Source organism: Rhodoplanes elegans (genome assembly GCF_016653355.1).
GTDB lineage: Bacteria > Pseudomonadota > Alphaproteobacteria > Rhizobiales > Xanthobacteraceae > Rhodoplanes > Rhodoplanes elegans.
Genome location: NZ_NHSK01000282.1, coordinates 1 through 22,092 on the forward strand (window position 1 = coordinate 1; position 22,092 = coordinate 22,092).

16 protein-coding genes are annotated in these 22,092 nt (G+C 70.1%); 9 read left to right on the top strand and 7 right to left on the bottom strand.

Annotated elements, in window-relative coordinates:
• Positions 1-675: EAL domain-containing protein (locus CCR97_RS28865; protein WP_201160138.1), on the top strand; the 675-nt coding region annotated here is incomplete at its 5' end.
• 41 nt (positions 676-716) lie between these two features.
• Here the strand turns inward: CCR97_RS28865 and CCR97_RS28870 are convergent.
• From CCR97_RS28870 to pap, 3 genes are all read right to left on the bottom strand, one after another.
• Positions 717-1,214, bottom strand: a complete 498-nt coding sequence (locus CCR97_RS28870; RefSeq protein WP_111360216.1) for a YcgN family cysteine cluster protein — start codon at positions 1,212-1,214, stop codon at positions 717-719.
• Between the two features lie 319 nt (positions 1,215-1,533).
• Positions 1,534-2,577: a patatin-like phospholipase family protein gene (locus CCR97_RS28875; RefSeq protein WP_111360214.1), complete on the bottom strand. Its 1,044-nt coding sequence runs from the start codon at positions 2,575-2,577 to the stop codon at positions 1,534-1,536.
• Between the two features lie 239 nt (positions 2,578-2,816).
• Positions 2,817-4,328, bottom strand: coding sequence for a polyphosphate:AMP phosphotransferase (pap, locus tag CCR97_RS28880; protein ID WP_111358672.1), 1,512 nt, complete (start codon positions 4,326-4,328; stop codon positions 2,817-2,819).
• A gap of 220 nt (positions 4,329-4,548) precedes the next feature.
• Between pap and CCR97_RS28885 the strand changes: the two genes are divergently transcribed.
• From CCR97_RS28885 to CCR97_RS28905, 5 genes are all read left to right on the top strand, one after another.
• Entirely contained in the window at positions 4,549-5,334 is a 786-nt protein-coding gene (locus CCR97_RS28885; RefSeq protein WP_244670736.1) for a hypothetical protein, read from the top strand.
• Between the two features lie 283 nt (positions 5,335-5,617).
• Positions 5,618-7,789 (top strand): adenylate/guanylate cyclase domain-containing protein, encoded by a 2,172-nt coding sequence (locus CCR97_RS28890; protein ID WP_111358673.1) that lies wholly within the window; start codon positions 5,618-5,620, stop codon positions 7,787-7,789.
• A gap of 222 nt (positions 7,790-8,011) precedes the next feature.
• Entirely contained in the window at positions 8,012-8,689 is a 678-nt protein-coding gene (locus tag CCR97_RS28895; RefSeq protein WP_201160139.1) for a methyltransferase family protein, read from the top strand.
• A 131-nt stretch (positions 8,690-8,820) separates the two neighbouring features.
• Complete coding sequence (gene ilvD, locus CCR97_RS28900) at positions 8,821-10,674, top strand: dihydroxy-acid dehydratase (RefSeq protein WP_111358674.1); 1,854 nt, start codon at positions 8,821-8,823, stop codon at positions 10,672-10,674.
• 359 nt (positions 10,675-11,033) lie between these two features.
• Entirely contained in the window at positions 11,034-12,137 is a 1,104-nt protein-coding gene (locus CCR97_RS28905; RefSeq protein WP_170146117.1) for a linear amide C-N hydrolase, read from the top strand.
• A 260-nt stretch (positions 12,138-12,397) separates the two neighbouring features.
• Here the strand turns inward: CCR97_RS28905 and CCR97_RS28910 are convergent, their stop codons facing one another.
• Positions 12,398-13,345: a catechol 2,3-dioxygenase gene (locus tag CCR97_RS28910; RefSeq protein WP_111355563.1), complete on the bottom strand. Its 948-nt coding sequence runs from the start codon at positions 13,343-13,345 to the stop codon at positions 12,398-12,400.
• A gap of 764 nt (positions 13,346-14,109) precedes the next feature.
• Here CCR97_RS28910 and CCR97_RS28915 point away from each other — a divergent pair.
• Positions 14,110-15,366 (top strand): YeeE/YedE family protein, encoded by a 1,257-nt coding sequence (locus CCR97_RS28915; RefSeq protein WP_244670737.1) that lies wholly within the window; start codon positions 14,110-14,112, stop codon positions 15,364-15,366.
• Between the two features lie 475 nt (positions 15,367-15,841).
• On the opposite strand, the gene CCR97_RS28920 is transcribed toward CCR97_RS28915, so the two are convergent.
• The 3 genes from CCR97_RS28920 to CCR97_RS28930 all read right to left on the bottom strand — a co-directional run bounded on the left by CCR97_RS28920 (position 15,842) and on the right by CCR97_RS28930 (position 19,961).
• A complete protein-coding gene (locus CCR97_RS28920; protein ID WP_111355564.1) occupies positions 15,842-17,137 on the bottom strand; it encodes an MFS transporter in 1,296 nt (431 codons plus the stop codon).
• A 124-nt stretch (positions 17,138-17,261) separates the two neighbouring features.
• Complete coding sequence (locus CCR97_RS28925) at positions 17,262-18,479, bottom strand: mandelate racemase/muconate lactonizing enzyme family protein (RefSeq protein WP_111355565.1); 1,218 nt, start codon at positions 18,477-18,479, stop codon at positions 17,262-17,264.
• Positions 18,480-18,542: 63 nt separating this feature from the next.
• Complete coding sequence (locus tag CCR97_RS28930) at positions 18,543-19,961, bottom strand: MFS transporter (RefSeq protein WP_170145690.1); 1,419 nt, start codon at positions 19,959-19,961, stop codon at positions 18,543-18,545.
• A gap of 275 nt (positions 19,962-20,236) precedes the next feature.
• Here CCR97_RS28930 and CCR97_RS28935 point away from each other — a divergent pair, with 275 nt between their 5' ends.
• Together CCR97_RS28935 and CCR97_RS28940 are read left to right on the top strand one after the other, a co-directional pair.
• The gene (locus tag CCR97_RS28935; RefSeq protein ID WP_111355567.1) at positions 20,237-21,040 is read left to right on the top strand and encodes an AraC family transcriptional regulator; all 804 of its coding nucleotides are present in this window, start codon (positions 20,237-20,239) and stop codon (positions 21,038-21,040) included.
• A gap of 44 nt (positions 21,041-21,084) precedes the next feature.
• Complete coding sequence (locus CCR97_RS28940; protein WP_111355568.1) at positions 21,085-22,008, top strand: glycine reductase; 924 nt, start codon at positions 21,085-21,087, stop codon at positions 22,006-22,008.
• The last annotated feature ends 84 nt before the right edge of the window (positions 22,009-22,092 follow it).

The window sequence follows — 22,092 nt, forward strand, 5'->3', positions numbered from 1 at the left end:
CTGCGGCTGCGCCACCCGGTGTGGGGCATCGTCGAGCCGGCGCGCTTCCTGCCGAGCGGCGCCGACCTGCCGTGGCGGGCCGTCTCCGACCTCGTCGTCGACCGCGCGATCGCCGACTGGCGCGGCTTCGCGGCCCGCGGCACGCCGATCGGGCTCGCCGTCAACGTGCCGCTCGACGTCCTGCGCGAGCCGGATTTCGTCCGCAGCCTGTGGCGACGGCTGCCGGACCATCCGGCGTTCCGCGGGCTGACCGTCGAGGTTGACTGCAGCGCGATCGTCGACCGCCTCGACGCGGCGACAGCGATCGCCCGCGAGCTGCGCTTCTGCAATATCGGCGTGTCGATCGACGACGCCGGACCGGGCTGGACGCCGCTCGCGGCGCTGCCGCACTTCCCGTTCGCCGAGCTGAAGGTGGACGGCGGCACGGTGCGGGGCTGCGCGACCGACCCGGCCAAGCAGGCCGTCTGCGCGGCGCTGGTCGAGCACGCCCGCCGGGTGCGGGTGCCGATCGTCGCCGAGGGGGTGGAGAGCGAGGAGGATCTGGCCGCCGTCAAGGCGCTCGGCTTCGACAGCGTGCAGGGCTTCGTCTTCGCCCGGCCCATGGAGGCCAAAAAGCTCGCCCGCCTGCTGGCCCGCCAGGACGCGGCGGCGACCCGGCCGCCGGCGGTCGGCTGAGCGGACCGGCCGGGAGAGAGAGGGCGGCGACGCGCCGCCGGTCAGCGCGCCGTCGGCTGGCGCTTGGCGCGCGGCGGGATGCGCTCCGGCCACGAGACGATGCGGTCCTCGAGGTCCTCGCCGTTCATCGCGTCCTCGAACAGCCCGACCCGGCCACGCACCGAGACGCCGGCGGCGTGCACCGTGTCGGGGTCGCCCGACACCAGCGGGTGCCACCAGTAGAGGTCGCGCCCCTCGGCGATCAGGCGATAGCCGCAGGTCCTCGGCAGCCATTTCAGCCGCGGCACGTTGGTCGGCGTGAGGCGGTCGCAGTTGTGCACCTTCGCGTGCCGGTTCGGGTAGTCGCGGCACCGGCAGGTGTGGCCGTCCAAGAGCCGGCAGCCGACGTCGGTGTGGAAGATCTCGCCCGTGTCCTCGTCCTCGAGCTTGTTGAGGCAGCACCGCCCGCAGCCGTCGCACAGGCTCTCCCACTCGGCCGCCGTGAACTCGGCGAGCGCCTTGCGCTTCCAGAACGGCAGATCGGCCGACCCGTCGCGCATCGCCGCGCGCGTCGCCTCACCGGTCGGATCGAGCTTCGGATCGGGCATCGCTCTCCCTTCGGCGCCGGCGCGGGGACGACCGGCGCGAGGGCTTCAGATGTCATGCGCGGGGCGGAGATTCAACCTCGGCCATCCCGTCGTTTCGAACGGGCCGCGCCCCGCGCAATGCTGCGTGCCCCGGACAAGGCACCTCGGGCCGCAGGTCCGAGGTGCCGCAGAGCCGGGGCCCAGGGGCGGCCCGGCAGCGCCTTGCGGCGTCGCCCTGGGTCCCGGTTCGCGGCGCTTCGCGCCACGCCCGGGACACGGGCGGGGCCCCCTCTCACAAGAACAGCCCCGCCACGTCGAGGGTCGAGCGACGGCCGACCGCGTCGATGTTGGTCGCGAGCCACGCCTTGGCGGCGGCGCGGCCCTCGTCGCGCAGCCGCGTGAGCAGCCCCCAGTCGGGGTGGAACTGGGTGACACCGCCCAGCGTCGCCATCACGCTGTCGTCGCCGATCCAGTGCATGTACATGCGGTGGTGCTTCTCGCCGTCGAGCTCGTGCGCGTCGATCAGCTTGGTGACGAAGGCGATCGCCCGCATCTCGCGCAGCAGCGAGGAGTTGAAGCTGATCTCGTTCATCCGATGCAGCACGTCGGCGGCGCTGCGCGGCAGCTCCGGCCGCTCGCGGGCGCCGACCTGGACGACGATCACGTCGCGGCAGCCCTCGCGATAGACCAGCGGATAGATCGCCGGGTTGCCGAGAAAGCCGCCGTCCCAATAGTGCTCGCCGTCGATCTCGACCGCCTGGAAGTAGGGCGGCAGGCAGCACGAGGCGAGCACGGTCTCGACCGTGATGCGCGGCGTCTCGAACACCGCGATCTTGCCGGTGCGCACATTGGTGGCGTCGAGATAGAGGCGGATCGCCGCCGGATCGTTGACGCGGTCGAAGTCGACATGCTCGAGCAGCAGCTTGCGCAGCGGGTTGAAGCGGAACGGGTTGATCAGGTCGGGCGGCAGGCTGTGGGTGAGCGCGTGCACGGCGGCGTGCGAGGGCATGTATTCGGGCGGCAGGCCGAAGGCCTGCGCCAGCCGGTCGACGGCCGACCAGGCGAGCCCGAACATCGCCTCCATGCGGGACACCGCCTGCCAGAAGCGTTCGAGCTTCTCGCGCGCCCGCTCGGGACCGCCTTGGACCAGGCCGTCGGCGAGCAGCACCGCGTTCATGGCGCCGGCGCTGGTCGCGCTGATCGCCTCGATCGCGAGCTGCCCGTCCTCCAGCATGGCGTCGACGACGCCCCACGCATAAGCCCCGTGCGCCCCGCCCCCCTGCAGGGCGAGCGCGACGGGCCTTTGCGAATGATCCGAAGTGATCCCAGACGTCACGACAACCTCGATGCAGAAAAAGCGGCCGCATTCTTTCTTTCACCTCTCCCCTGCGGGGAGAGGTCGGATCTCGCGCGGTCGCGCGAGATCCGGGTGAGGGGGTGCCGAGCTCTCCGACTAGCTCCGTAAACCCTCACCCCGACGCGCTTCGCGCGTCGACCCTCTCCCTCAGGGAGAGGGTGAGGAGCACCCGCGGCACGGCTTCGTGCAAATCACATCGTCTCGAACAATCAAGTCCCCTACCCCTTCTTCTTGCGCTTCTTGCCGGTCGTCTCCATCGCGGCCTCGATCGCCTCGCAGAAGGTCCTCAGCACCTTGATGCGCGCGAACAGCTTGTTGTTGGCTTCCACCAGAGTCCAGGGCGCCAGCGCCGTCGAGGTGCGGTCGACCATGTCGCAGATCGCCGTCTCGTAGCGGTCCCATTTCTCCCGGTTGCGCCAGTCCTCCGGCGTGATCTTGAACCGCTTGAACGCCACCTTCTCGCGCTGCTTGAAGCGCTTCAATTGCTCGGCCTTGCTGATCGCCAGCCAGAACTTCACGACGACGATGCGATGGCGCACCATCGCCTCCTCGAAGTCGTTGATCTCGCCGTAGGCCCGCATCCAGTCGGCCTCCGCGCAGAAGCCTTCGACCCGCTCGACCAGCACGCGGCCGTACCACGAGCGGTCGAAGATCGCCACCTGGCCGCGGCCCGGCAGGTGCCGCCAGAAGCGCCACAGATAGGGCTGCGCCCGCTCCTCCTCGCTCGGCGCCGCGATCGACACGGTCTGGTAGGAGCGCGCGTCGAGCGCCCCGGTGACGCGGCGGATGGCACCGCCCTTGCCGGCCGAGTCGTTGCCCTCGAACACCGCGACGACCGCCATCTCCTTGAAGCGCGGATCGCGCACCAGCGCGTTGAGCCGGCCCTGCAGCGTCTCCAGTTCCTTGTCGTAGTCGTCGCGGTCGAGCGGCTGGTCGAGGTCGAGGGCGCTCAGCACCGTCACCTTGTCGGCCGGGGCGAGCAGCGGCGGCGTCTTGTCGGGGACCTGCTTGGCCGGCTTCTCGTCGAGGCGCTCGCGCAAGGCGGCGAGCAGATGGCGCCCGAAGGTGAGGGCGCGGAAGCGCGGATCGGCGCCCGGGATAACGATCCACGGCGCTTCGCCCGTCGAGGTCTCACGCAGGAACGGCTCGCTCACGCCGACGAACCGGTCGTACATCTCGTGGAACGTCCATTCGTGCTCGGTGACGCGCCAGCGCGTCGCCTCGTTCTTCTCCAAGGCCTTCAGGCGCTGCTTCTGCTGCTTCTTGGACATGTGGAACCAGTATTTGAGCAGCAGCACGCCCTCGTCGCACAGCATCGTCTCCAGCCGGCGGATGTCGCCGATCGCCTGGGCGAACTCGGCCTCGGTCGTCTCGCCGAGCGCGCGGCGGACCATCGGCATCGTGTGCCAAGCGCCGAAGAACACCCCGATCCGGCCTTTCGGCGGCAGCGCCCGCCAGAACCGCCAGGCGTCCGGGCGCTCGCGCTCCTCGTCGGTCGGCTGGAAGAAGGCGCGCACGCCGATGTGGCGCGGGTCCATCCACTCGTTCAGGAGATTGACGGTCTCGCCCTTGCCGGCCCCCTCGACCCCGGCGATCAGGATCAGGACGGCGAAGCGGCGCTGCGCGGCGAGGTCGAACTGGGCGTCGAGCAGCGCCTCGCGCAGCTTGGTCTCCTCGCGCTTGAAGACGGCTTTCGGAACGTGATGGGAGAGATCGGCGGATTCGAACATGGCACGCCACCCATGGCTTCGGGCCGACATGATCACGAAAACGTCTGCGGGCCGGACTGATCCAGATCAAGACCGTATCACGGAACCGGCTTACGCTTGTTCCGTCGATGGAACCGGCCGCCGACGCGGCGGCGAGGGTTCCCGTCGTGGAACGGGCTTTCCTTCCCGGTCGCGACCGGTATAGTCCCGCCCGGGACGGGCCTGCTTGGCGAGGGCCGCGATGATACGGGTCGAGACGAGTTTCTTTCACGCTCCGGGCGTCGCCGCGACCGGACATTTTCGCACGGCTGCGGTGGTCGGGGCCGCACTGGTGTCGGTGCTCGGCCTCGCCGGGCCGGCGGCCGCTCAAGGTGGTGCCACATCGGCCGGCAAGGGCGTGCCGGTGGCCGTGGTCGAGGAGGTCCGGGGCAAGGCCTCCGGCCTCGAGTTCATGGACTACGTCGAGGCCGGCCGGGTCATCAAGCTCGGGCCGAAGGACACTATCGTCCTCGGCTACCTGAAATCCTGCCTGCGCGAGACGATCACGGGCGGCACCGTGGTGGTCGGCGCCGAGCAGAGCAAGGTGCATCTCGGCCAGATCGACAGCCTCAAGGTCGAGTGCGACGCCACCGCCCAGCTCAGCGAGCGGCAGGCGACCGAGAGCGCCGCCACGGTGTTCCGCGGCATGGGGCCGAACAATACGGGGCCGAACAAGACCACCGGCGCCGGCGGCGAGCCGCCCCGCACCCTCGTGCTGTTCGGCCGCTCGCCCGTGTTCGAGCTGAAGGAGCCGGCGACCCTGACGCTCGAGCGGCTCGACAAGGCCGGCGAGAAGCAGACCATCGCGGTGACCCAGAAGATGCTGCTGCGCGGCCGCTTCTACGACATGGCACGGTCCGACAAGTCGCTCGCGGCGGGCGGCAGCTACGTCGCGACGCTCGGCCCGCGAAAAGTCGCCTTCAAAGTCTCGGCCGACGCCAAGCCCGGCTCCACCGCCGTCGTCGGCCGGCTGGTGCGGTTCGAGTGAGCGACCGCCACGCCGTGCGCGGTCATGCCTGAACCGATGACGCCGTGCCCGGGGCTACCCCCCTCCCTGTCCCTCCCCCACAAGGGGGGAGGGAACGCTAGAGCCGCCACCTCGTCCCAGCTGGTCCTGCCGCCTTGCCCTCGTCGTCATTCTCGCGGCTCGCCGCAGCCTGCTCCCTCCCCCCTTGTGGGGGAGGGTTGGGGAGGGGGGTGAGCCACGCACGCGGGGCTTGCCGTCGAGCTGTTGCCGGATCTGTTCCTTACGGCGGCCCCGTTGCGCGATCATGAAACGCTGGCGCAAGCGGGATCTGTTCGCCGTCGCCCTGATCGCGCTCGTGTGCGGGCTGGGGTTCGCGCTGCCGGCGCTCGACCGGGTGTCCGGGATCTCGCTCGACATCCTCACGGCGCTGCGCTGGCACGTCTTCGGGCCGCGCCACGATCCGGCGAGCGCGCCAGCCGTCGTCGTCGCCATCGACGAGGAGACGTTCCGCACGCCGCCGCTCGCCGGCTCGCCGACGCTGACCTGGACGCGCGAGATCGGCAAGGTGCTCACCGCCGTGGTGGACGGCGGTGCCGCCGTGGTCGGCTTCGACATCGTTTTCCCGGCCTCGATCGAGCAGTCGGAGATCCCGCTCGGCGAGGAGCCGCTGGGCAGCCGGCTACGCGGCTTCGACCGCGACTTTCTCCGCGCCCTCGCGCTCGCCGCCCGCAGCGACAAGGTCGTGCTCGGCGAGGTGCTGCACGGGGAGCGCCCGGTGCGGCCGGCGGCCGGCCAGCGCATCGCGGTCGGCCAGCAGAAGAACATCCGGGCGCTCAACACCCACGCGGACGCCGACGACGTGGTGCGCCGGCTGCCGCTGTGGTTCACGGTCGGCGGCCGGCCACTTCCCTCGATGGCGCTGGAGCTCGCCGCCCGCACCCGCGGCGTCGCGCCCGTGCTGGAGCCGGACGGCACCACCCGGCTCGGCGATTACCGGATCCCGAGCGCGGTCGAAAAAACCCAGACGCTCGCCTTCGACGGCGGCGCCGACGACGTGCCGACCTACTCGTTCGCCGATCTGCGCGCCTGCGCCGACAAGGGCGACGCGGAGTTCTTCCGGAAGACCTTCGCCGGCAGGGCGGTGCTGTTCGGCACCCTGCTCGACATCGAGGACCGCAAGCTCACCTCGAAGCGCTTCGCCACCGGCACCGAGGGCGCCCGCGCGCCGCGCTGCGCCCTCCCCGCGCCGGCCGCCGACAAGACGGCGACGTCGGACGACGGATCGACGCGCCGTTCGATCTCCGGCGTCTACATCCATGCGACCGCCGTCAACGACCTCTTGCGCGGCGACGTGCTGCGCGAGCCCGGCCGGCTCGGCATCGTCGCGATCGCGCTCGGCATGGCGGGGCTCGCCGCGACCGGCGCCCTGCTGGTCGGTCCCGGGATCGCCACGCTCATGACGCTCGGCCTGATCGTGGCGCTGACCGCGACCGGCACGGTGGCGCTCCAGAACGGCCTCGCTTTGCCGCTGGTCGGGCCGGCGCTCGCCGCCCTCGCCGCCACGGCCGGGACGATCGGCTGGCGCCTGGTCGCCGCCGACCGCGAGGAGCGGTTCCTGCGGAAGAGCTTCGCGCTCTATCTGTCGCCCCAGGTGATCGACCGCATGCTGGAGGCCGACGAGCCGCCGGCGCTCGGCGGCGAGATGCGCGACGTCACGGTGTTCTTCTCCGACATCGCCGGCTTCTCGTCGATCGCCGAGACGATGACGCCGGCCGCCCTGGTCGCCTGGATGAACGCCTATCTGTCGGAGATGACCGACATCGTCGAAGGCTGCGGCGGCTACGTCGACAAGTATATCGGCGACTCGATCGTCGCCGTGTTCGGCGCCCCGGCGAACGATCCCGACCACGCCCGCAACGCCGTGCGGGCGGCACTGCGCTGCCGCGAGCGGCTCGCCGTCCTGAACGAGACGGCGGCGTTCCAGGGCCATCGCCTCGCCCATCGCATCGGCCTGAACTCCGGCGAGGCGCTGGTCGGCAATATCGGCTCGCGCCGGCGCTTCAACTACACGGTGATGAGCGACGCCGTGAACCTCGCCTCGCGGCTGGAGGGCGCCAACAAGTATTTCGGCACGTCGATCATGGCGTCGGAGACGACGGTCGGGCGCACCGGCGACGCCTTCGCCTGGCGCGAGCTCGACGCCATTCGGGTCAAGGGCCGGGTGCAGCCGGTGAAGATCTTCGAGCCGATCGCCGAGGCCGGGCACGTCACTCCGGCGCAGGCCGACTGCGCCGCCGCCTACGCGGCCGGCCTCGCCCGCTTCCGCGCCCGCGATTTTTCGGGCGCCGCCGCGGCGTTCGGCAAGATCGCGGCCGTCGACCCGCCCGCCGCCCTGTTCGCCAGGCGCGCCGAGGCGCTGGTGAAGGATCCCCCCGGCCCGGACTGGGAGCCGGTATTCACCCTGGAGGGGAAGTAGGCGGCCATCTCGGGAGCCTCGTGCCCCGGACAAGGCGCGACAGGCCGAAGGCCTGATGCGCCGCAGAGCCGGGGCCCAGGGGCCGAGCCCAACGACACCTGCCGACTGCGGCCGGCTGCGCTCCGCATCGTGGCCCCTGGATCCCGGGTCACGGCGCGTTGCGCCGCGCCCGGGACACGAGACCCTTGCCCGGAGCGTCGCCCGTCGTATGGTGCGGCCCGCATGACCGACCTCGCCCGCCGCACCGCCTTCGGCTTTCTGCGCCTGTCCGCGATGATGACCCTGCTGGTGATGGTGCCGGCGGGGTCGCTCGGCTACTGGCCGGGCTGGCTGTTCCTCGTCTCCTCGCTCGGCTCGGCCGGGGTGATCGCCGTGTGGCTCCTGTTCGCCGACCCGGCGCTCTTGGAGCGGCGGCTCGAGGTCGGCGCCGCCGCCGAGCGGCAGCCGACCCAGAAGCTCATCCAGGCCCTGGCCTCGGTGATCGGCATCGGTTTGATGGTCGTCCCCGGGCTCGACTGGCGGTTCGGCTGGTCGACCATGCCGACCGCGCTCGTGTGGGTCGGCAATCTCGGCATCGTCGCCGGCTACGCGCTGTGCTTCCTCGTGTTCCGCGAGAACACCTGGACGTTCGGCACAGTGCAGGTGAGCGAGGGCCAGACCGTGGTGACGACCGGCCCCTACGCGGTGGTGCGCCACCCGATGTATGCCAGCGCCCTGTTTCTCTTCCTGTTCGGCCCCTTGGCGCTCGCCTCGTGGTGGGCGTTCCTGCCGGCCGCCGCCATGGTGCCGGCCGTGATGGCCCGCATCGTCGCCGAGGAGCGCTTCCTCGCCACCCACCTGCCCGGCTACACGGCCTATCAGGGCCTGGTGCGCTGGCGCCTCGTCCCGGGGCTCTGGTAGACGGTCCTGCGACATCGGAGCCGCGCGGCAAGCGGGTTTCCACCCGCCGGCCGACGCGCTAGAACGCCTCCAATCCGCACCGCCGGCGTCCGGCCGGCCCTAAAAAATCACCAGACCGCCCGAGGTTCGACATGCCGCAGTACCGCTCCCGCACGACCACGCACGGCCGCAACATGGCAGGCGCCCGCGGCCTGTGGCGGGCGACCGGCATGAAGGATGCCGACTTCGGCAAGCCGATCATCGCGGTGGTCAACTCCTTCACCCAGTTCGTGCCGGGCCACGTCCACCTGAAGGACCTCGGCCAGCTCGTCGCGCGCGAGATCGAGAAGGCCGGCGGCGTGGCGAAGGAGTTCGACACGATCGCGGTCGACGACGGCATCGCCATGGGCCACGACGGCATGCTCTACAGCCTGCCGTCGCGCGAGCTGATCGCCGACAGCGTCGAGTACATGGTCAACGCGCACTGCGCCGACGCCATGGTGTGCATCTCCAACTGCGACAAGATCACGCCCGGCATGCTGATGGCGGCGCTGCGGCTGAACATCCCGGCGGTCTTCGTGTCCGGCGGGCCCATGGAGGCCGGCAAGGTCGTGCTCGGCGGCAAGACCAAGGCGGTCGATCTGATCGACGCGATGATCATGGCGGCCGACGACCGCCAGAGCGACGCCGACGTGCAGGTGGTGGAGCGCTCCGCCTGCCCGACCTGCGGCTCGTGCTCCGGCATGTTCACGGCCAACTCGATGAACTGCCTCACCGAGGCGCTCGGCCTGTCGCTGCCCGGCAACGGCACGCTGCTCGCGACCCATGCCGATCGCGAGCGCCTGTTCGTCGAGGCCGGCCATCTGATCGTCGATCTCTGCCATCGTTATTACGAGCAGGACGACGCCGCCGTGCTGCCCCGCAACGTCGCGACCTTCAAGGCGTTCGAGAACGCCATGGCGCTCGACATCGCCATGGGCGGCTCGACCAACACGGTTCTGCATCTGCTCGCCGCCGCCCAGGAGGGCGAGGTGCCGTTCACCATGCAGGACATCGACCGGCTGTCGCGCCGCGTGCCCTGCCTGTGCAAGGTCGCGCCCTCGGTCGCCGACGTGCATGTCGAGGACGTGCATCGCGCCGGCGGCGTGATGGCGATCCTGGGCGAGCTCGACCGCGCCGGCCTGATCGACGTCTCGGTCGGCACCGTGCACACCAAGACGCTCGCCGAGGCGCTCGATCGCTGGGACGTCGCGCGCACCACGTCCGAGAGCGTGCAGACGCTGTTCCGCGCCGCGCCCGGCGGCGTGCCGACCCAGGTCGCGTTCAGCCAGGAGCGCCGCTGGGACGCCCTCGATCTCGACCGCCAGAAGGGCGTGATCCGCAGCGCCGAGCACGCCTTCTCCAAGGACGGCGGCCTCGCGGTGCTGTTCGGCAACATCGCGCTGGACGGCTGTATCGTGAAGACGGCGGGCGTCGACGCCTCGATCCTCACCTTCACCGGCAAGGCCAAGGTGTTCGAGAGCCAGGACGCGGCCGTGGAGGGCATTCTCGGCGGCGCCGTGACGCCGGGCGATGTCGTGATCGTCCGCTACGAGGGCCCGCGCGGCGGCCCCGGCATGCAGGAGATGCTGTATCCGACCAGCTATCTGAAGTCGAAGGGGCTCGGGAAGGTCTGCGCGCTGGTGACGGACGGCCGCTTCTCGGGCGGCAGCTCGGGCCTGTCGATCGGCCACGTCTCGCCGGAGGCCGCCGAGGGCGGCGCCATCGGCCTGGTCGAGGACGGCGACGCGATCGAGATCGACATCCCGAACCGCAAGATCCATCTCGTCGTGAGCGACGAGGAGATGAGCCGCCGCCGCACCGCCATGGAGGCGAAGGGCGACAAGGCGTGGCAGCCGGCGAAGCGCGACCGCAAGGTCTCGGCCGCCCTGCAGGCCTACGCCGCCTTCACGACCAGCGCCGCCCGCGGCGCCGTGCGCGACGTGAAGCAGGTGCGGCGCTCGTAAGCGCGACTTCGACACCCCACGCGCCTCTTTACCTCTCCCCGCGCGCGGGGAGAGGTCGACGCGCGGAACGCGCGGCGGGTGAGGNGACGCCCCCTCACCCGGGCTTCGCGCCTCCGGCGCGAACCCCGACCTCTCCCCGCGCGCGGGGAGAGGTGACGATCGGCGCCGCCGCTTATCCGCGGCGCCCGCTCGGATACCAAGCATTCACCGTCATTTCCTCGCCTCCCCCGGGTCTTAACGGCCCGTCGACCGCCTTGCCCTACCACTGCACCGTCGAAGCCGATGGCGTCACCGCCCACGTCCGGACGGACGAGCCCCACGGCAACGGTCGCAACCGGAAAGAGGCGTCGATGTCTTGGATGCAGCGTCTTCGTTCGAGCAACGCCACGTGGGTGCTCGCCCCGGCACTGTCGGTAGCCCTGATGATCGGGACGGCGGCGGAGGCCTGCACCAGCTTCGTGATCAGAAACACGGACGGTGGCGTGGTCTATGGACGGACCATGGAGATGGGCTTCGTGCTGAAGGCCGGCGCCATCGTGGTCCCGCGAAAACTCGCCCTCACCTCGCTCGGCCCGGGTGGCAAGCCCGGCAGCATGACGTGGACGAGCCGATATGCCGCCGTCGGCCTCAACGCCTTCGGGCTCGCGGTGCTGATCGACGGGCTCAACGAGAAGGGGCTCGCCGGCGGCGCGCTGTATTTCCCCGATTATGTCGGCTATGCGGACGCCGCCAAGGCGGACCCGGCGAAAACGCTGGCGCAGTGGGACGTCGTCGGCTGGGTGCTGACCAGCTTCGCGACCGTCGCCGAGGTGAAGGCGGGGCTGTCCGGCATCTCGGTCGTCGGCCTGGCGGATCCCAATCTGGGCGTCGCCCCGCTCCACTACACGTTCCACGACACGACCGGCGCCTCGGTGGTGATCGAGCCGGTGGACGGCGTCCTCAAGGTTCACGACAACCCGTTCGGCGTCATGACCAACTCGCCGACCTTCGACTGGCATCTGAGCAATCTGCGGAACTACGTGAAGATCTCGCCCACCAACGCGCCGCCGCTCCAGATCGCCGGCCAGACCGTCGCGCCGATCGGCCAGGGCTCCGGCCTGCTCGGCATCCCGGGCGATCCGACGCCGCCATCGCGCTTCATCCGCGCCCTCGGCTACGCGATGTCGCTGGAGCGCAAGCCCGCCGGGATCGAGAGCGTCCGCGCCGCCGAGCACATCCTCAACAACTTCGACATTCCGAAGGGATGGGTGCGGCCCGACAAGAGCGATGCGACCGTCATGGAGTTCACCCAGTGGTCGACCATCGCCGACCTCGCGAACCGGCGCTATTACGTGAAGACCTACGACGATCAGGTTCTGCGCGGCATCGATCTGACGGGCTTCGACCTCGACGCCGAGGCGATCCGCTCGGCCCCGCTGCTCGCCGCGCCGACGCCGCCCGCCCTGCCCTTCCCGAAGCCGTGACGCGCGGTGCGACGTTAACGAGGGGCGGAGCTGATAAGCGTGCAAGCTCATGCTCCGGGCAACCCTTCACCTCTCCCCGCGCGCGGGGAGAGGTCGACGCGCGGAACGCGCGGCGGGTGAGGGGGCGCTTCCGCGCAGCAGAGACTCGCTGCGACGCCCCCTCACCCGGGCTTCGCGCCTCCGGCGCGAACCCCGACCTCTCCCCGCAAGCGGCGAGAGGTGATCATCGCCTGCGCCGGGGGTGAGAGACGCCGTCGTTCTCACGCCGGCGGGGTGCCGTGGGTGTGGAAGCTCTCGATCGTCTTGAGGCCCCAGGCCTGGCCCTTCATGCGCTCGGTCTGGGTCCAGGTGACGGTCTGCCAGTCGGGCGCCAGGATCAGGCGCGCGCCCGCGTTGGCGAGCTCGACGCGGTTGCCGGCCGGCTCCCACACATAGAGGAAGAAGGTTTGCTGGACGGCGTGCTTGTGCGGCCCGGTCTCGATGTGGACGCCGTTCTCCAGGAACACATCGGCGGCCTGGAGGATGTGCTCGCGCTGGTCGACCGCGTAGGTGACGTGATGGAAGCGCCCGCGCGCGCCGGTCGCGTCGCGCGTGTAGGCGACGTCGTAGGACTTGTTGTTGACCGTGAACCAGCAGCCGCCGACCGTGCCGTCGTCGAGCACGATCTGCTCGGTGACGCGGCTGCCGAGCGCCTTCGGCACGAAGTCGCGGATGGCGGCGACGTCGGTCGCCAGCAGATTGAGATGATCGAGCCGGCGCGGCGCGATCACCCGGTTGGGCACGCGCTGCGCCTGGTTCTTCAGCGCCGGCTTCTCCTCGGGCGGCGGCACGTAGCGGCGCGTCTCGTAATAGATCTCGAAGACGTGGCCGTCGGGATCGTGGAACCGGTAGGCCGGGCCGTGGCCGAGATCGCCGTCGCTCCAGCCGAGGCCGCAGCCCATCGCCTCGATCGCGGCGACGCGGCGCGCCAGCGCCTGCGGGCTCGTCGCGCGATAGCCGACGTGGCGCATGCCGGTGGTCGGCGCCGCGGTGAGCTTGAGAGTGTGGAACTCGTAGTCGTCGAAGGCGCGCAGGAAGACGCTCTCGCCCTCGCGGCCGCTCTCGGAGAGGCCGAGCACGCGGGTGAAGAAGTCGAGACTCTCGTCGGGCTTGTCGGTCAGCAGCTCGACATGGCCGAGATGGGCGATGTCGAAGATCGGCTCGTCCATGGGGGATCCTCGAGACGGAACACCGTCCGGCACGGCGCCGGACGCGGCCCCAGGATAGGCGGCCGACGGGCTGCCGCAACAGCCGAGAACTTTGGCAAAACGTGCGAGATTTGAATGACTTCTGCCGCACCGCAGCATGACGGTCCGGGTTTCTGCGAGTGGTCCCTAGTGCCTTCGGGTGTATTCTGAAGGTCCATACACCCGGTCAGCCGGCGTGTACGATGATCTGCCCTCGGTCCGGGTCGGCAACGGCCCACCGGGGGCGGTTTCGTTTCGGGCTGGTCGCCTGTGCGGCGCCGCCCCTGACGCGCCCCTGCGCCGATCGACGCAGACGATCAATGCCGACGATCGAATGACCCCGGACGTGAAACGGGCGGCCGTGAGAACCTCTCATCGACCGCCCGTAGCGCATCACGCCGCACGCGCCCGCGAAACGAACGGAGCGCCCGGGTGACGGTCTAGGAAAACCGGGCGGACTCCACTTTGACCTGGATCATTGAACCGCCTCTTCGGCGGTCGGCCGGTCGACTTTCCACACACCGGAAACGCGAAGCAATCCGCCCGGATAGGCGGACCTGCCGGCGCGGATACGCGCGCGTGCCGCGCGCCGCACCCGCCGCGTGCCACAGCGCCGGAGAATCGTCTTCTCCCGGCCGGCGGCGCGACGACAACAGCCTTGTCGCGAAACCCCGTCCCGAAACACGCCTCTCGTTATTTTTCCTGGCCCGTTGACGGTCCCGGCCGGCCGCCGCCAACTCGGCCGCATGACCATGATCGCCGACACCTCGCTCCACCCCTCCTTCGACACCACCGCGGTGCCGGCGACGCCCGGTGCGGCCGGCGACATCGCCGCCGTCGGACGCCGCGGGCAGCCGGCCGTGACGGCGTTCGCCGCCACCGTCCTGACGCTCGGCGTCGCCTGGCTCGCGAGCGTCTCGGGCTGGCGCTTCGCGGCGCTGTGGATCGTCGGCGCGCTGCTCGGCGTCGCGCTCTATCACGCCGCCTTCGGCTTCACGCACGGCTTCCGGGTGCTCTTCACCGAGCGCCGCAGCGCCCATGTGCGGGCCCAGATGCTGCTGCTGGGCACCACGGTGCTGCTGTTCTATCCGCTGCTCGCCGCCGGCGGCGTCCTCGGCCAGCCGGTGCGCGGCTTCGTCTTCCCGGCCGGGCTCGAGGTGGCGCTCGGCGCCTTCCTGTTCGGCATCGGCATGCAGCTCGGCGGCGGCTGCGCCTCCGGCACGCTCTACACGGCGGGCGGCGGCTCGACCCGCATGCTGGTGACGCTGGCGAGCTTCATCGCCGGCGCGACGCTCGCGACGTTCACTTTCGAGCACTGGCACGTGCTGCCAAGCCTGCCGCCGATCGGCGCCGTGCAGACCCTCGGCCTCGCGCCGGCGCTCGCCGGCACGCTGGCGATCCTCGGCCTCGTCTGGTGGGGCGCGGCGCGCGCCGAGCGGGCTCGGCATGGCAAGATCGAGCCGATCTTTCCTCGGCCCGCCGATCGGGCGTCATGGATCAAAGGCCCGTGGCCGTTCGCCTGGGCGGCCCTCGCCATCGCTGTGCTCGAGCTCGCGACCCTGCTGATCGCCGGCCGGCCGTGGGGCATCACCCAGGCCTTCGCGCTGTGGGGCTCGCACGCCGTCGACCGGCTCGGCCTCGACGACCCGACCTTCTGGGCGTTCTGGGAGGAGCCGACGCGGGCCGACGCGCTTCTGCGGCCGCTGTCGGCGGACATCACCACGGTGATGGATCTCGGCCTGATCGTCGGCGCGCTGCTCGCCGCCGGGCTCGCCGGCCGCTTCGCCCCGACGCTCCGGGTGCCGCTGCCGCATCTGCTCGCCGCGGTCGTCGGCGGCCTGCTGCTCGGCTTCGGCGCCATCATGGCGACCGGCTGCAACATCAGCGCCTACGTGTCCGGCATCGCGTCGGGCAGCCTGCACGGCTGGCTGTGGATCGCCGCCGCCCTGCCCGGCAACTATGTCGGCACCAGGCTGCGCCCGCTGTTCCGTCTCGGCGCCTGAGTGGCGCGCGCGACGCCTCTCCGGAAGCCTCGCGGTTCGCTGCGCTGCCTCGGTGAAGGCCTCGTGTCCCGGGCGCGGCGCATCGCGCCGCGAACCGGGATCCAGTGGCGATCAAGCGAGACGGTCGGAGAACCTTGTATTGCAGTGCGGCCCGTCGTGCGGCCCCTCGTGCGGCCCCTCGTGCGGCCCCTGGGCCCCGGCTCTGCGGCGCATCAGGCCTGCGGCCTGACACGCCTTGTCCGGGGCACGAGGCCGAGCACCGGGACCAAGAACCGGGACCGAGCCCCGGGATCGCCGTTTCATCTCGAGGCGTATGCAGCCGCACACGACAACTCAACTGAAGGGGCCGTGTCGACGACACGAAAACGGCCCGGGCCGAAGCCCGGGCCGCGCGGCGGAGTGCCTTCCGCCGGTCGTCGCCACCGGAGGCCGGCGTTCGCCCCGCCGGCCCCTCCCGGGCGACGATGTCGCCGCGTCACCGCCCCTTGATGGTCAGGATCAGGGTCGCGATCCCGCCCACAACGGCGCAGCCGACGAGGTAGTACAGGCCGCCCGCATACGAGCCCGTCGCCGTGATCAGGAAGCCGATCGCCACCGGCGCCAGCGACGAGAACCCGTTGCCGAGTCCGTTCATGATGCCGGCCGCCGTCGAGATGCCGCGGCTCGGCACGATGTCCTGCATCAGCGTCCAGGCCGCCGGACCGCCGAGCCCGATCGAGCCGACCCCGAAGGCGAGGAAGATCGCCGCCGTCATGTTGTCCGAGGCGTTGGCGGCGAAGTAGATGCCGATGCCGACGCCGACCATGGCGAACAGGATGACGGGCGCGCGCCGCCCCATCATGTCGCACAGGACGCCGGAGATGATCTTGGTGACGACGCCGAGAATCCACGGCAGCGCGGCGAGCGCGCCCATGGCGGCCCAGGAGAAGCCGCGCGCCTCCTTCAGATAGCTCGGCACCCAGGTCATCGAGCCCCAGATCACCGAGGTGTGGACCACGTAGTACACGACCAGGAGCCAGAACTGATAGTCCTTGGCGAAGGACTTGAACTTGCTCCACAGCGTGTCGTTCGCGTCGGCCGGCACGGCGGCCGCCTTGGCGCGCTCGGCCGCGAGGCCGGCCTCGATGTGGTCGATCTCGAGCTGGTTGATGCGCTTGTGGTCGCGCGGCTTGTCGGCGGTGAAGAACCAGATCGCGGCGAGCGGGACAAGACCGGCGGCCGCCAGGATGAAGAAGCTCGACCGCCAGCCGGTGAGATGGATGATCGCCGTGAACAGCGGCATCGCCACGGCCGGCGCGATCGCCATGCCGGTCTGCCACACCGCGTTCGCCTTGCCGCGCTCGTCGGGCCGGAACCACTCCTTGATGTACTTGCTCTGCATCGGGAAGTGGAGGCCCTCGCCCAGCCCGAGGATGACCCGCGAGAACAGCATCAGCATGAAGGTCGGCGCCAGGCCGCCGATGATCAGCGAGATGCCCCACATCACGACCGACAACGACATCGCCTTGCGCGGACCGAGGAAGTCGCCGATCGGCGCCAGCACGACGTTGCCGACCCCGTAGGCGATCAGGAACAGCGTCATCAGCAGGCCCTTCTGAACGGCCTGCCCGGTGATGCCGAAATAGTCGAGGAATTCCGGATCGACGACCAGGATCGAGACGTTCACCCGGTCGATGTAGGAGAAGAAGACGACGAGCAGCAGGATGCCGGCCAGCACGTGGCGCTGATGCGTCGGCCTGGCTGCTTGGTCGATCGCGACCGAAGTCGACATGACGAAGCCCTTCTGATGTTCGGGTATGGGCCGCCGCGCGGCGCCGCCGCTGGCCGGAACGATCCGGACGGGCGGCGCCGGCGGACGATGGATCCGGCCCGGCGACGCCGCCGGGCCGTTCTGATCAGCTCATGTACTTCTTCGAGCGCGTCACCGTGACCTTCATGCACTTCTCGATCGTCTCCGGGGTCGGCTCCTGACCGATGCCCGGCAGATCCGGCACCTTGTACTTGCCGTTCACCGGCTGGTAGTCATACAGGCAGGTCGCCCGGCTCTCCGGATTGAGCGCCCGCTGATGGTGCTCGTGGATGATGAAGTTCGGGATCACGGCCTCGATCTGCAGTGCCGCCGCCTTGGAGATCGGGCTGCCGCAGACGTGGATCTGCACGGCGCAGTCGTAGGTGTTCGCCATGTCGCAGATCTTCTTCGCCTCGGTGAGGCCGCCGCACAGGCACAGATCCGGCTGGATCACGTCGATCGAGCGGTCCTCGAGGAACGGCCGGTAGCCCCAGCGCGTGTAGATGCGCTCGCCGGCGGCGATCGGCATCTTCACGGCCTTCTTGATCTCCAGCATCGAGCGCGAGTTGAGCGGGTGGCAGGGCTCCTCGTAGTAGAAGATCCGCAGATCCTCGAGCGCCTGGCCGATCTGGATCGCCGAGATCGTGTCGGTGTTGGCGTGGTGCTCCAGGATGATGTCGAGATCCGGTCCGCCGGCCTCGCGCATCGCCGCCATCCGGTCGTAGACGGTGCGGATGACGCGGTTCTCCAGCGGCCCAGTGATCTTCCACGGGCCCTTGCCGTCCGGCCGGTCGGAGAAGATGATCGGATCGACCTTGATCGAGTCGTAGCCGTCCGCCATCGCGACGCGCGTCACCTCGGCGTAGTCCTCCGGCGTGATCAGCACCTGCTTGTCGATCTTCGGGCCCCAGTTGAACTGGAGCTGGCTCGCATAGGTGCGCAGGTCGTCGTTGGTCTTGCCGCCCATCAGCTGCCAGACCGGCATGTTGAAGGCCTTGCCCTTGAGATCCCACAGCGCGATGTCAATGCCGGAGATCGCGGCGTTGACGACGGTGCCGCCGCCCATGCCCCAGAAGGTCTTGCGGAAGATGGTCTCCCAGATCTTCTCGATGGCGAGTGGATCCTCGCCGATGATCACCTCGGCGAAGTCCTGCACCATGCCGAAGCCGGCGCGCCAGCCCTTGCCGTAGGCGAGGCCGACCTCGCCGAAGCCGCTGATGCCCTCGTCGGTGTTGACCCGCACGATCACGGGCGACCAGTCTCCGCGCGAGGAGCCGGCGTTGCCGCTCGGCATCTGCATCACGTCGACGCTGACGATCTTCATTTTTGTATCCTCCGTCTTGGATCAGGATCGTCGTGAAGGGGACCGGCCGCTCGGCGCGACCCGTCAGGACTTGCCGGGGGGCGCCGCGGCCGGGACGAGGCCCGGCGCGGGCGTGGCGAGGGGAGACGTCGAGGCGGCACGCGCCGCGGCGAAGCCGCCCCGCTCGCGGAAGCGGGAGAAGACGACGAGGCACAGCGCGAGGCCGACCATCGGCACCGCGAAGGCGCGGCCGTAGAGCACGGCCGGATCGCCGCCGGCGCCGACCAGATCAGGATGGGCGATCACGACACCGATGACGTACTGGTAGAAGGCGCCGCCGCACTGCAGGAACATCGTCACGGCCCCGACCGCGGCACCGGCGTAGCGCGAGTCGAACAGCTCCTTGGAGGCGGCGAAGCAGACCACGAAGGCGCCGCCCGAGAGGCCGTACCAGAAGAACAGCGCGCCGAGCATCCAGCCGCTCAGGTCGCCGGTGAAGAACACCAGCGGCACGTAAGAGAGGAGATGCAGCACGCCACCGAACAGCAGTACCGGGCGGCGCGCGCCGAACACCTTGTCGGAGAGCCAACCGGCCAGCGGGCAGCCGATCGTCATGCCGAGCGGGAACAACATCAGGATGTGGCCGGCCTCCTGCTTGGAGAGACCGTAGACGGTGTGCAGATAAGGACCGGCCCACAGCGAGCCGACGCCCATGAAGGTGCCGTAGAACGAGAACACCAGGACGCCGATCAGATAGACGCCCGGATTGGAGAACACGGTGGCGATGGCGCGGCGCAGATCGGCGAGCGCCGAGCCGCTTCCGGCCGCGGGAGCCGACCGCTTCGGCGCCGGCGCGCCGCGGCGCGCGTACTCGCCCGGCGTGTCGACGACGACGAACCAGCAGACGACGGCGGCGACCGCGGTGAGCGCCGCGACGATCGTGAACACGTCGCGCCAGCCGATCGCGCCGATCGCGGCGGTGAGCGGCGCGGTCGACAGCAGCGCCCCGATATTGCCGAAGGCGAGCAGCAGGCCCGAATAGGTGCCGAGCTCGTCCGGGCCATACCAGTCGGAGAAGATGCGCAGCGCCGCGACGTAGACGACGCTCACGCCGAGACCGATCACGAAGCGGCTCGCCGCCAGCGTGCCGATGCTCGAGCCGAACGCGAAGGCGAGACCGGCGAGCGCCGCGATCAGCACGAAAACGGCCATGGTGCGGCGCGCGCCCCAGCCGTCGGACAACAGGCCGGAGGGGAACACGGCAGCCGCATAGGCCCAGAAATACATCGACGCCATCAGGCCGAGCTGCGCCGGATCGAGCCCGAGCTCGCCGGCGATCACCGGGCCGACCACCACGGGCGCGGCGCGATGGAAATAGGAGATCACGTAGGTGAATGCGATGACCACGAAGATCAGCGCGCGTCGGCGCCTGATCGGCGCTGCGAGCAGTGCTGACCCGCGCGCATCGCGGGACGGATCGGCGGTGATGGATCGAAGGCTCATTCGGAACGCTGCGGATTTTGTGCGACCCGGCGGAGAGATGGCGCGTCGCATAAGGAGAGATACGGAGAGCGCGATGGTCGTGACGAGGCGGGGCTACATTCCGGTGGTCCTGCTGATCGCCGCGCCGATGGCGCCGGCGATACGTGGTAGCGCGATCCGTAGCAGGGTAACGTTGAGGACGCGGCGCGCCTTCGATATCAGGACGAAGACTATCGACGACCTGCCAATCTCGCCGACCGGCCATTCTCTCCGATCGGCCATCGCTCCGATCCGCCATGACGATCAGAACCGACGACTGGATTCATCTCCAGGTGCCCGAGCTCGACGGGCTGCCGCGCCCCATCATCGTGCGCTCGCAGCATCTGCCGAAACGTCATCTGTTCCCGCGTCATTCGCATCGCTGGAATCAGTTCCTGTACGCGACGTCGGGCACGATGTTCGCCGCGATCGAGAACGCCTGGTACGTGATCTCGCCGGAGCAGGCCTATTGGGTGCCGACCGGCGTCGTCCACATGACCGGCGCCCTGCAGGACGCCGAGTTCCGCAGCCTCTACATCCGCGACGACGTCGCCGCGCAGCTGCCCCGCGAGAGCATCGTGTTCTCGGTGACGCCGCTGATGCGCGCCCTGATCGTCGAACTCACCGAGCTCGGCCGCGCGGGCGAGCAGAGTGATTACGTCGAGCGGGTCGAGCGTCTGATTCTCGATCAGATCGTGCGGCTGCCGAGCGAGAGCTTCCATCTGCCCTGGCCGCAGAGCCCGATGCTCCTGAGAATGTGCCAGGAGCTGTTCGACAACCCGTCCGACGAGCGCGACATCGCGGCGTGGGGCCGGGAGCTCGGCGCGTCGCCGCGCACGCTGCATCGCCGCTTCGAGCGCGAAGTCGGCATCGGGCTGCGCGAATGGCGGAACCGGCTGCGCGTCTTCCGCGCCATCGACCTGCTCGGCGCCAGCGACAACATCACCGAGATCGCGCTCGAGCTCGGCTACAGCACGCCGTCGGCCTTCACCTACATGTTCCGCCAACGGATGGGTTGCGCGCCGAGCGAATGGCGTCGCACAATCCGCGCGACGCAGTAGCGCCGCCGGCTTCTCGGGCGACGCCGCGTCGCCCGCGAGGCCCGATGACCGAGAGTTTCCTGGACGTTCAGAGCGACGCGCCGATCCCCTACATGGCGCGCACCCGCGCCTACTATCTCGCGCTCGGCTACGACCCGCCCTATGTCTGGGCGCATCACGACGACGTGCCGTTCACGCCGCTCGCGCAGCCGCTGGCGCAGTCGCGCGTCGCGCTGGTGACGACGGCGGCGCCCTATCAGCCCGACAAGGGGCCGCAGGGGCCGGGCGCGCCCTACAACGCCGCGGCGAAGTTCTACACCGTCTACTCGGGCGACAGCGCGATCGATCACGACGTGCGCATCGCCCATGTCGGCATCGACCGCCGTCACACCAGCATGGAAGACTCCGGCACCTGGTTCCCGCTGCCGCTGCTGCGCGCCGCCGCGGCCGCCGGCCGGCTGCGCCTCGCGCCGCGCTTCCACGGATTTCCGACCAACCGTAGCCATCGTCAGACGACCGAGGTCGACGCGCCGGAGCTGTTCGAGCGGTGCTTCGCCGACCGCGTCGACGCCGTGATCCTGGTGGCCAACTGCCCGGTCTGTCACCAGTGCCTGGCGCTCGCCGCGCGCCTCCTGGAGGAGAACGGCATCCCGACCGTGGTGATGGGCTGTGCCCGTGACATCGTCGAGCACTGCGGCGTGCCGCGCTTCGTGTTCAGCGACTTCCCGCTCGGCAACGCGGCCGGCCGGCCGCACGACCCGGAGTCGCAGCGGCTCACGCTGGACCTCGCCCTCGACCTGCTGACGAGTGCGACGGGACCGCGCACCACCGTGGTGTCGCCGCTGCGCTGGAGCGACGATCCGGCGTGGAAGCGCGACTACGCGAATCCGGACCTGCTCTCGCCCGAGGAGCTGGCGCGGCTGCGCGCCGAGGCCGAGGCGGCCCGCCTCGCCGCCCGCGACATCCGCATCGCCGAAACGACGCGCTGAGGCGACGGCCAGCGGCCTCGGGGCACGAGGTCGTTTCGGCACGCCGTTTGCTGGTCCGCGCTGCGGCCGGTCACACGGCGCGCG

Bases quoted from the DNA above. Each gene is read 5' to 3' on its own strand.
- CCR97_RS28870 (WP_111360216.1), bottom strand. From the start codon at position 1,214: ATGCGCGACGGGTCGGCCGATCTGCCGTTCTGGAAGCGCAAGGCGCTC.
- pap (WP_111358672.1), bottom strand. From the start codon at position 4,328: ATGTTCGAATCCGCCGATCTCTCCCATCACGTTCCGAAAGCCGTCTTC.
- CCR97_RS28885 (WP_244670736.1), top strand. From the start codon at position 4,549: ATGATACGGGTCGAGACGAGTTTCTTTCACGCTCCGGGCGTCGCCGCG.
- CCR97_RS28890 (WP_111358673.1), top strand. From the start codon at position 5,618: ATGAAACGCTGGCGCAAGCGGGATCTGTTCGCCGTCGCCCTGATCGCG.
- CCR97_RS28895 (WP_201160139.1), top strand. From the start codon at position 8,012: ATGACCGACCTCGCCCGCCGCACCGCCTTCGGCTTTCTGCGCCTGTCC.
- ilvD (WP_111358674.1), top strand. From the start codon at position 8,821: ATGCCGCAGTACCGCTCCCGCACGACCACGCACGGCCGCAACATGGCA.
- CCR97_RS28905 (WP_170146117.1), top strand. From the start codon at position 11,034: ATGCAGCGTCTTCGTTCGAGCAACGCCACGTGGGTGCTCGCCCCGGCA.
- CCR97_RS28910 (WP_111355563.1), bottom strand. From the start codon at position 13,345: ATGGACGAGCCGATCTTCGACATCGCCCATCTCGGCCATGTCGAGCTG.
- CCR97_RS28915 (WP_244670737.1), top strand. From the start codon at position 14,110: ATGACCATGATCGCCGACACCTCGCTCCACCCCTCCTTCGACACCACC.
- CCR97_RS28920 (WP_111355564.1), bottom strand. From the start codon at position 17,137: ATGTCGACTTCGGTCGCGATCGACCAAGCAGCCAGGCCGACGCATCAG.
- CCR97_RS28925 (WP_111355565.1), bottom strand. From the start codon at position 18,479: ATGAAGATCGTCAGCGTCGACGTGATGCAGATGCCGAGCGGCAACGCC.
- CCR97_RS28930 (WP_170145690.1), bottom strand. From the start codon at position 19,961: ATGAGCCTTCGATCCATCACCGCCGATCCGTCCCGCGATGCGCGCGGG.
- CCR97_RS28935 (WP_111355567.1), top strand. From the start codon at position 20,237: ATGACGATCAGAACCGACGACTGGATTCATCTCCAGGTGCCCGAGCTC.
- CCR97_RS28940 (WP_111355568.1), top strand. From the start codon at position 21,085: ATGACCGAGAGTTTCCTGGACGTTCAGAGCGACGCGCCGATCCCCTAC.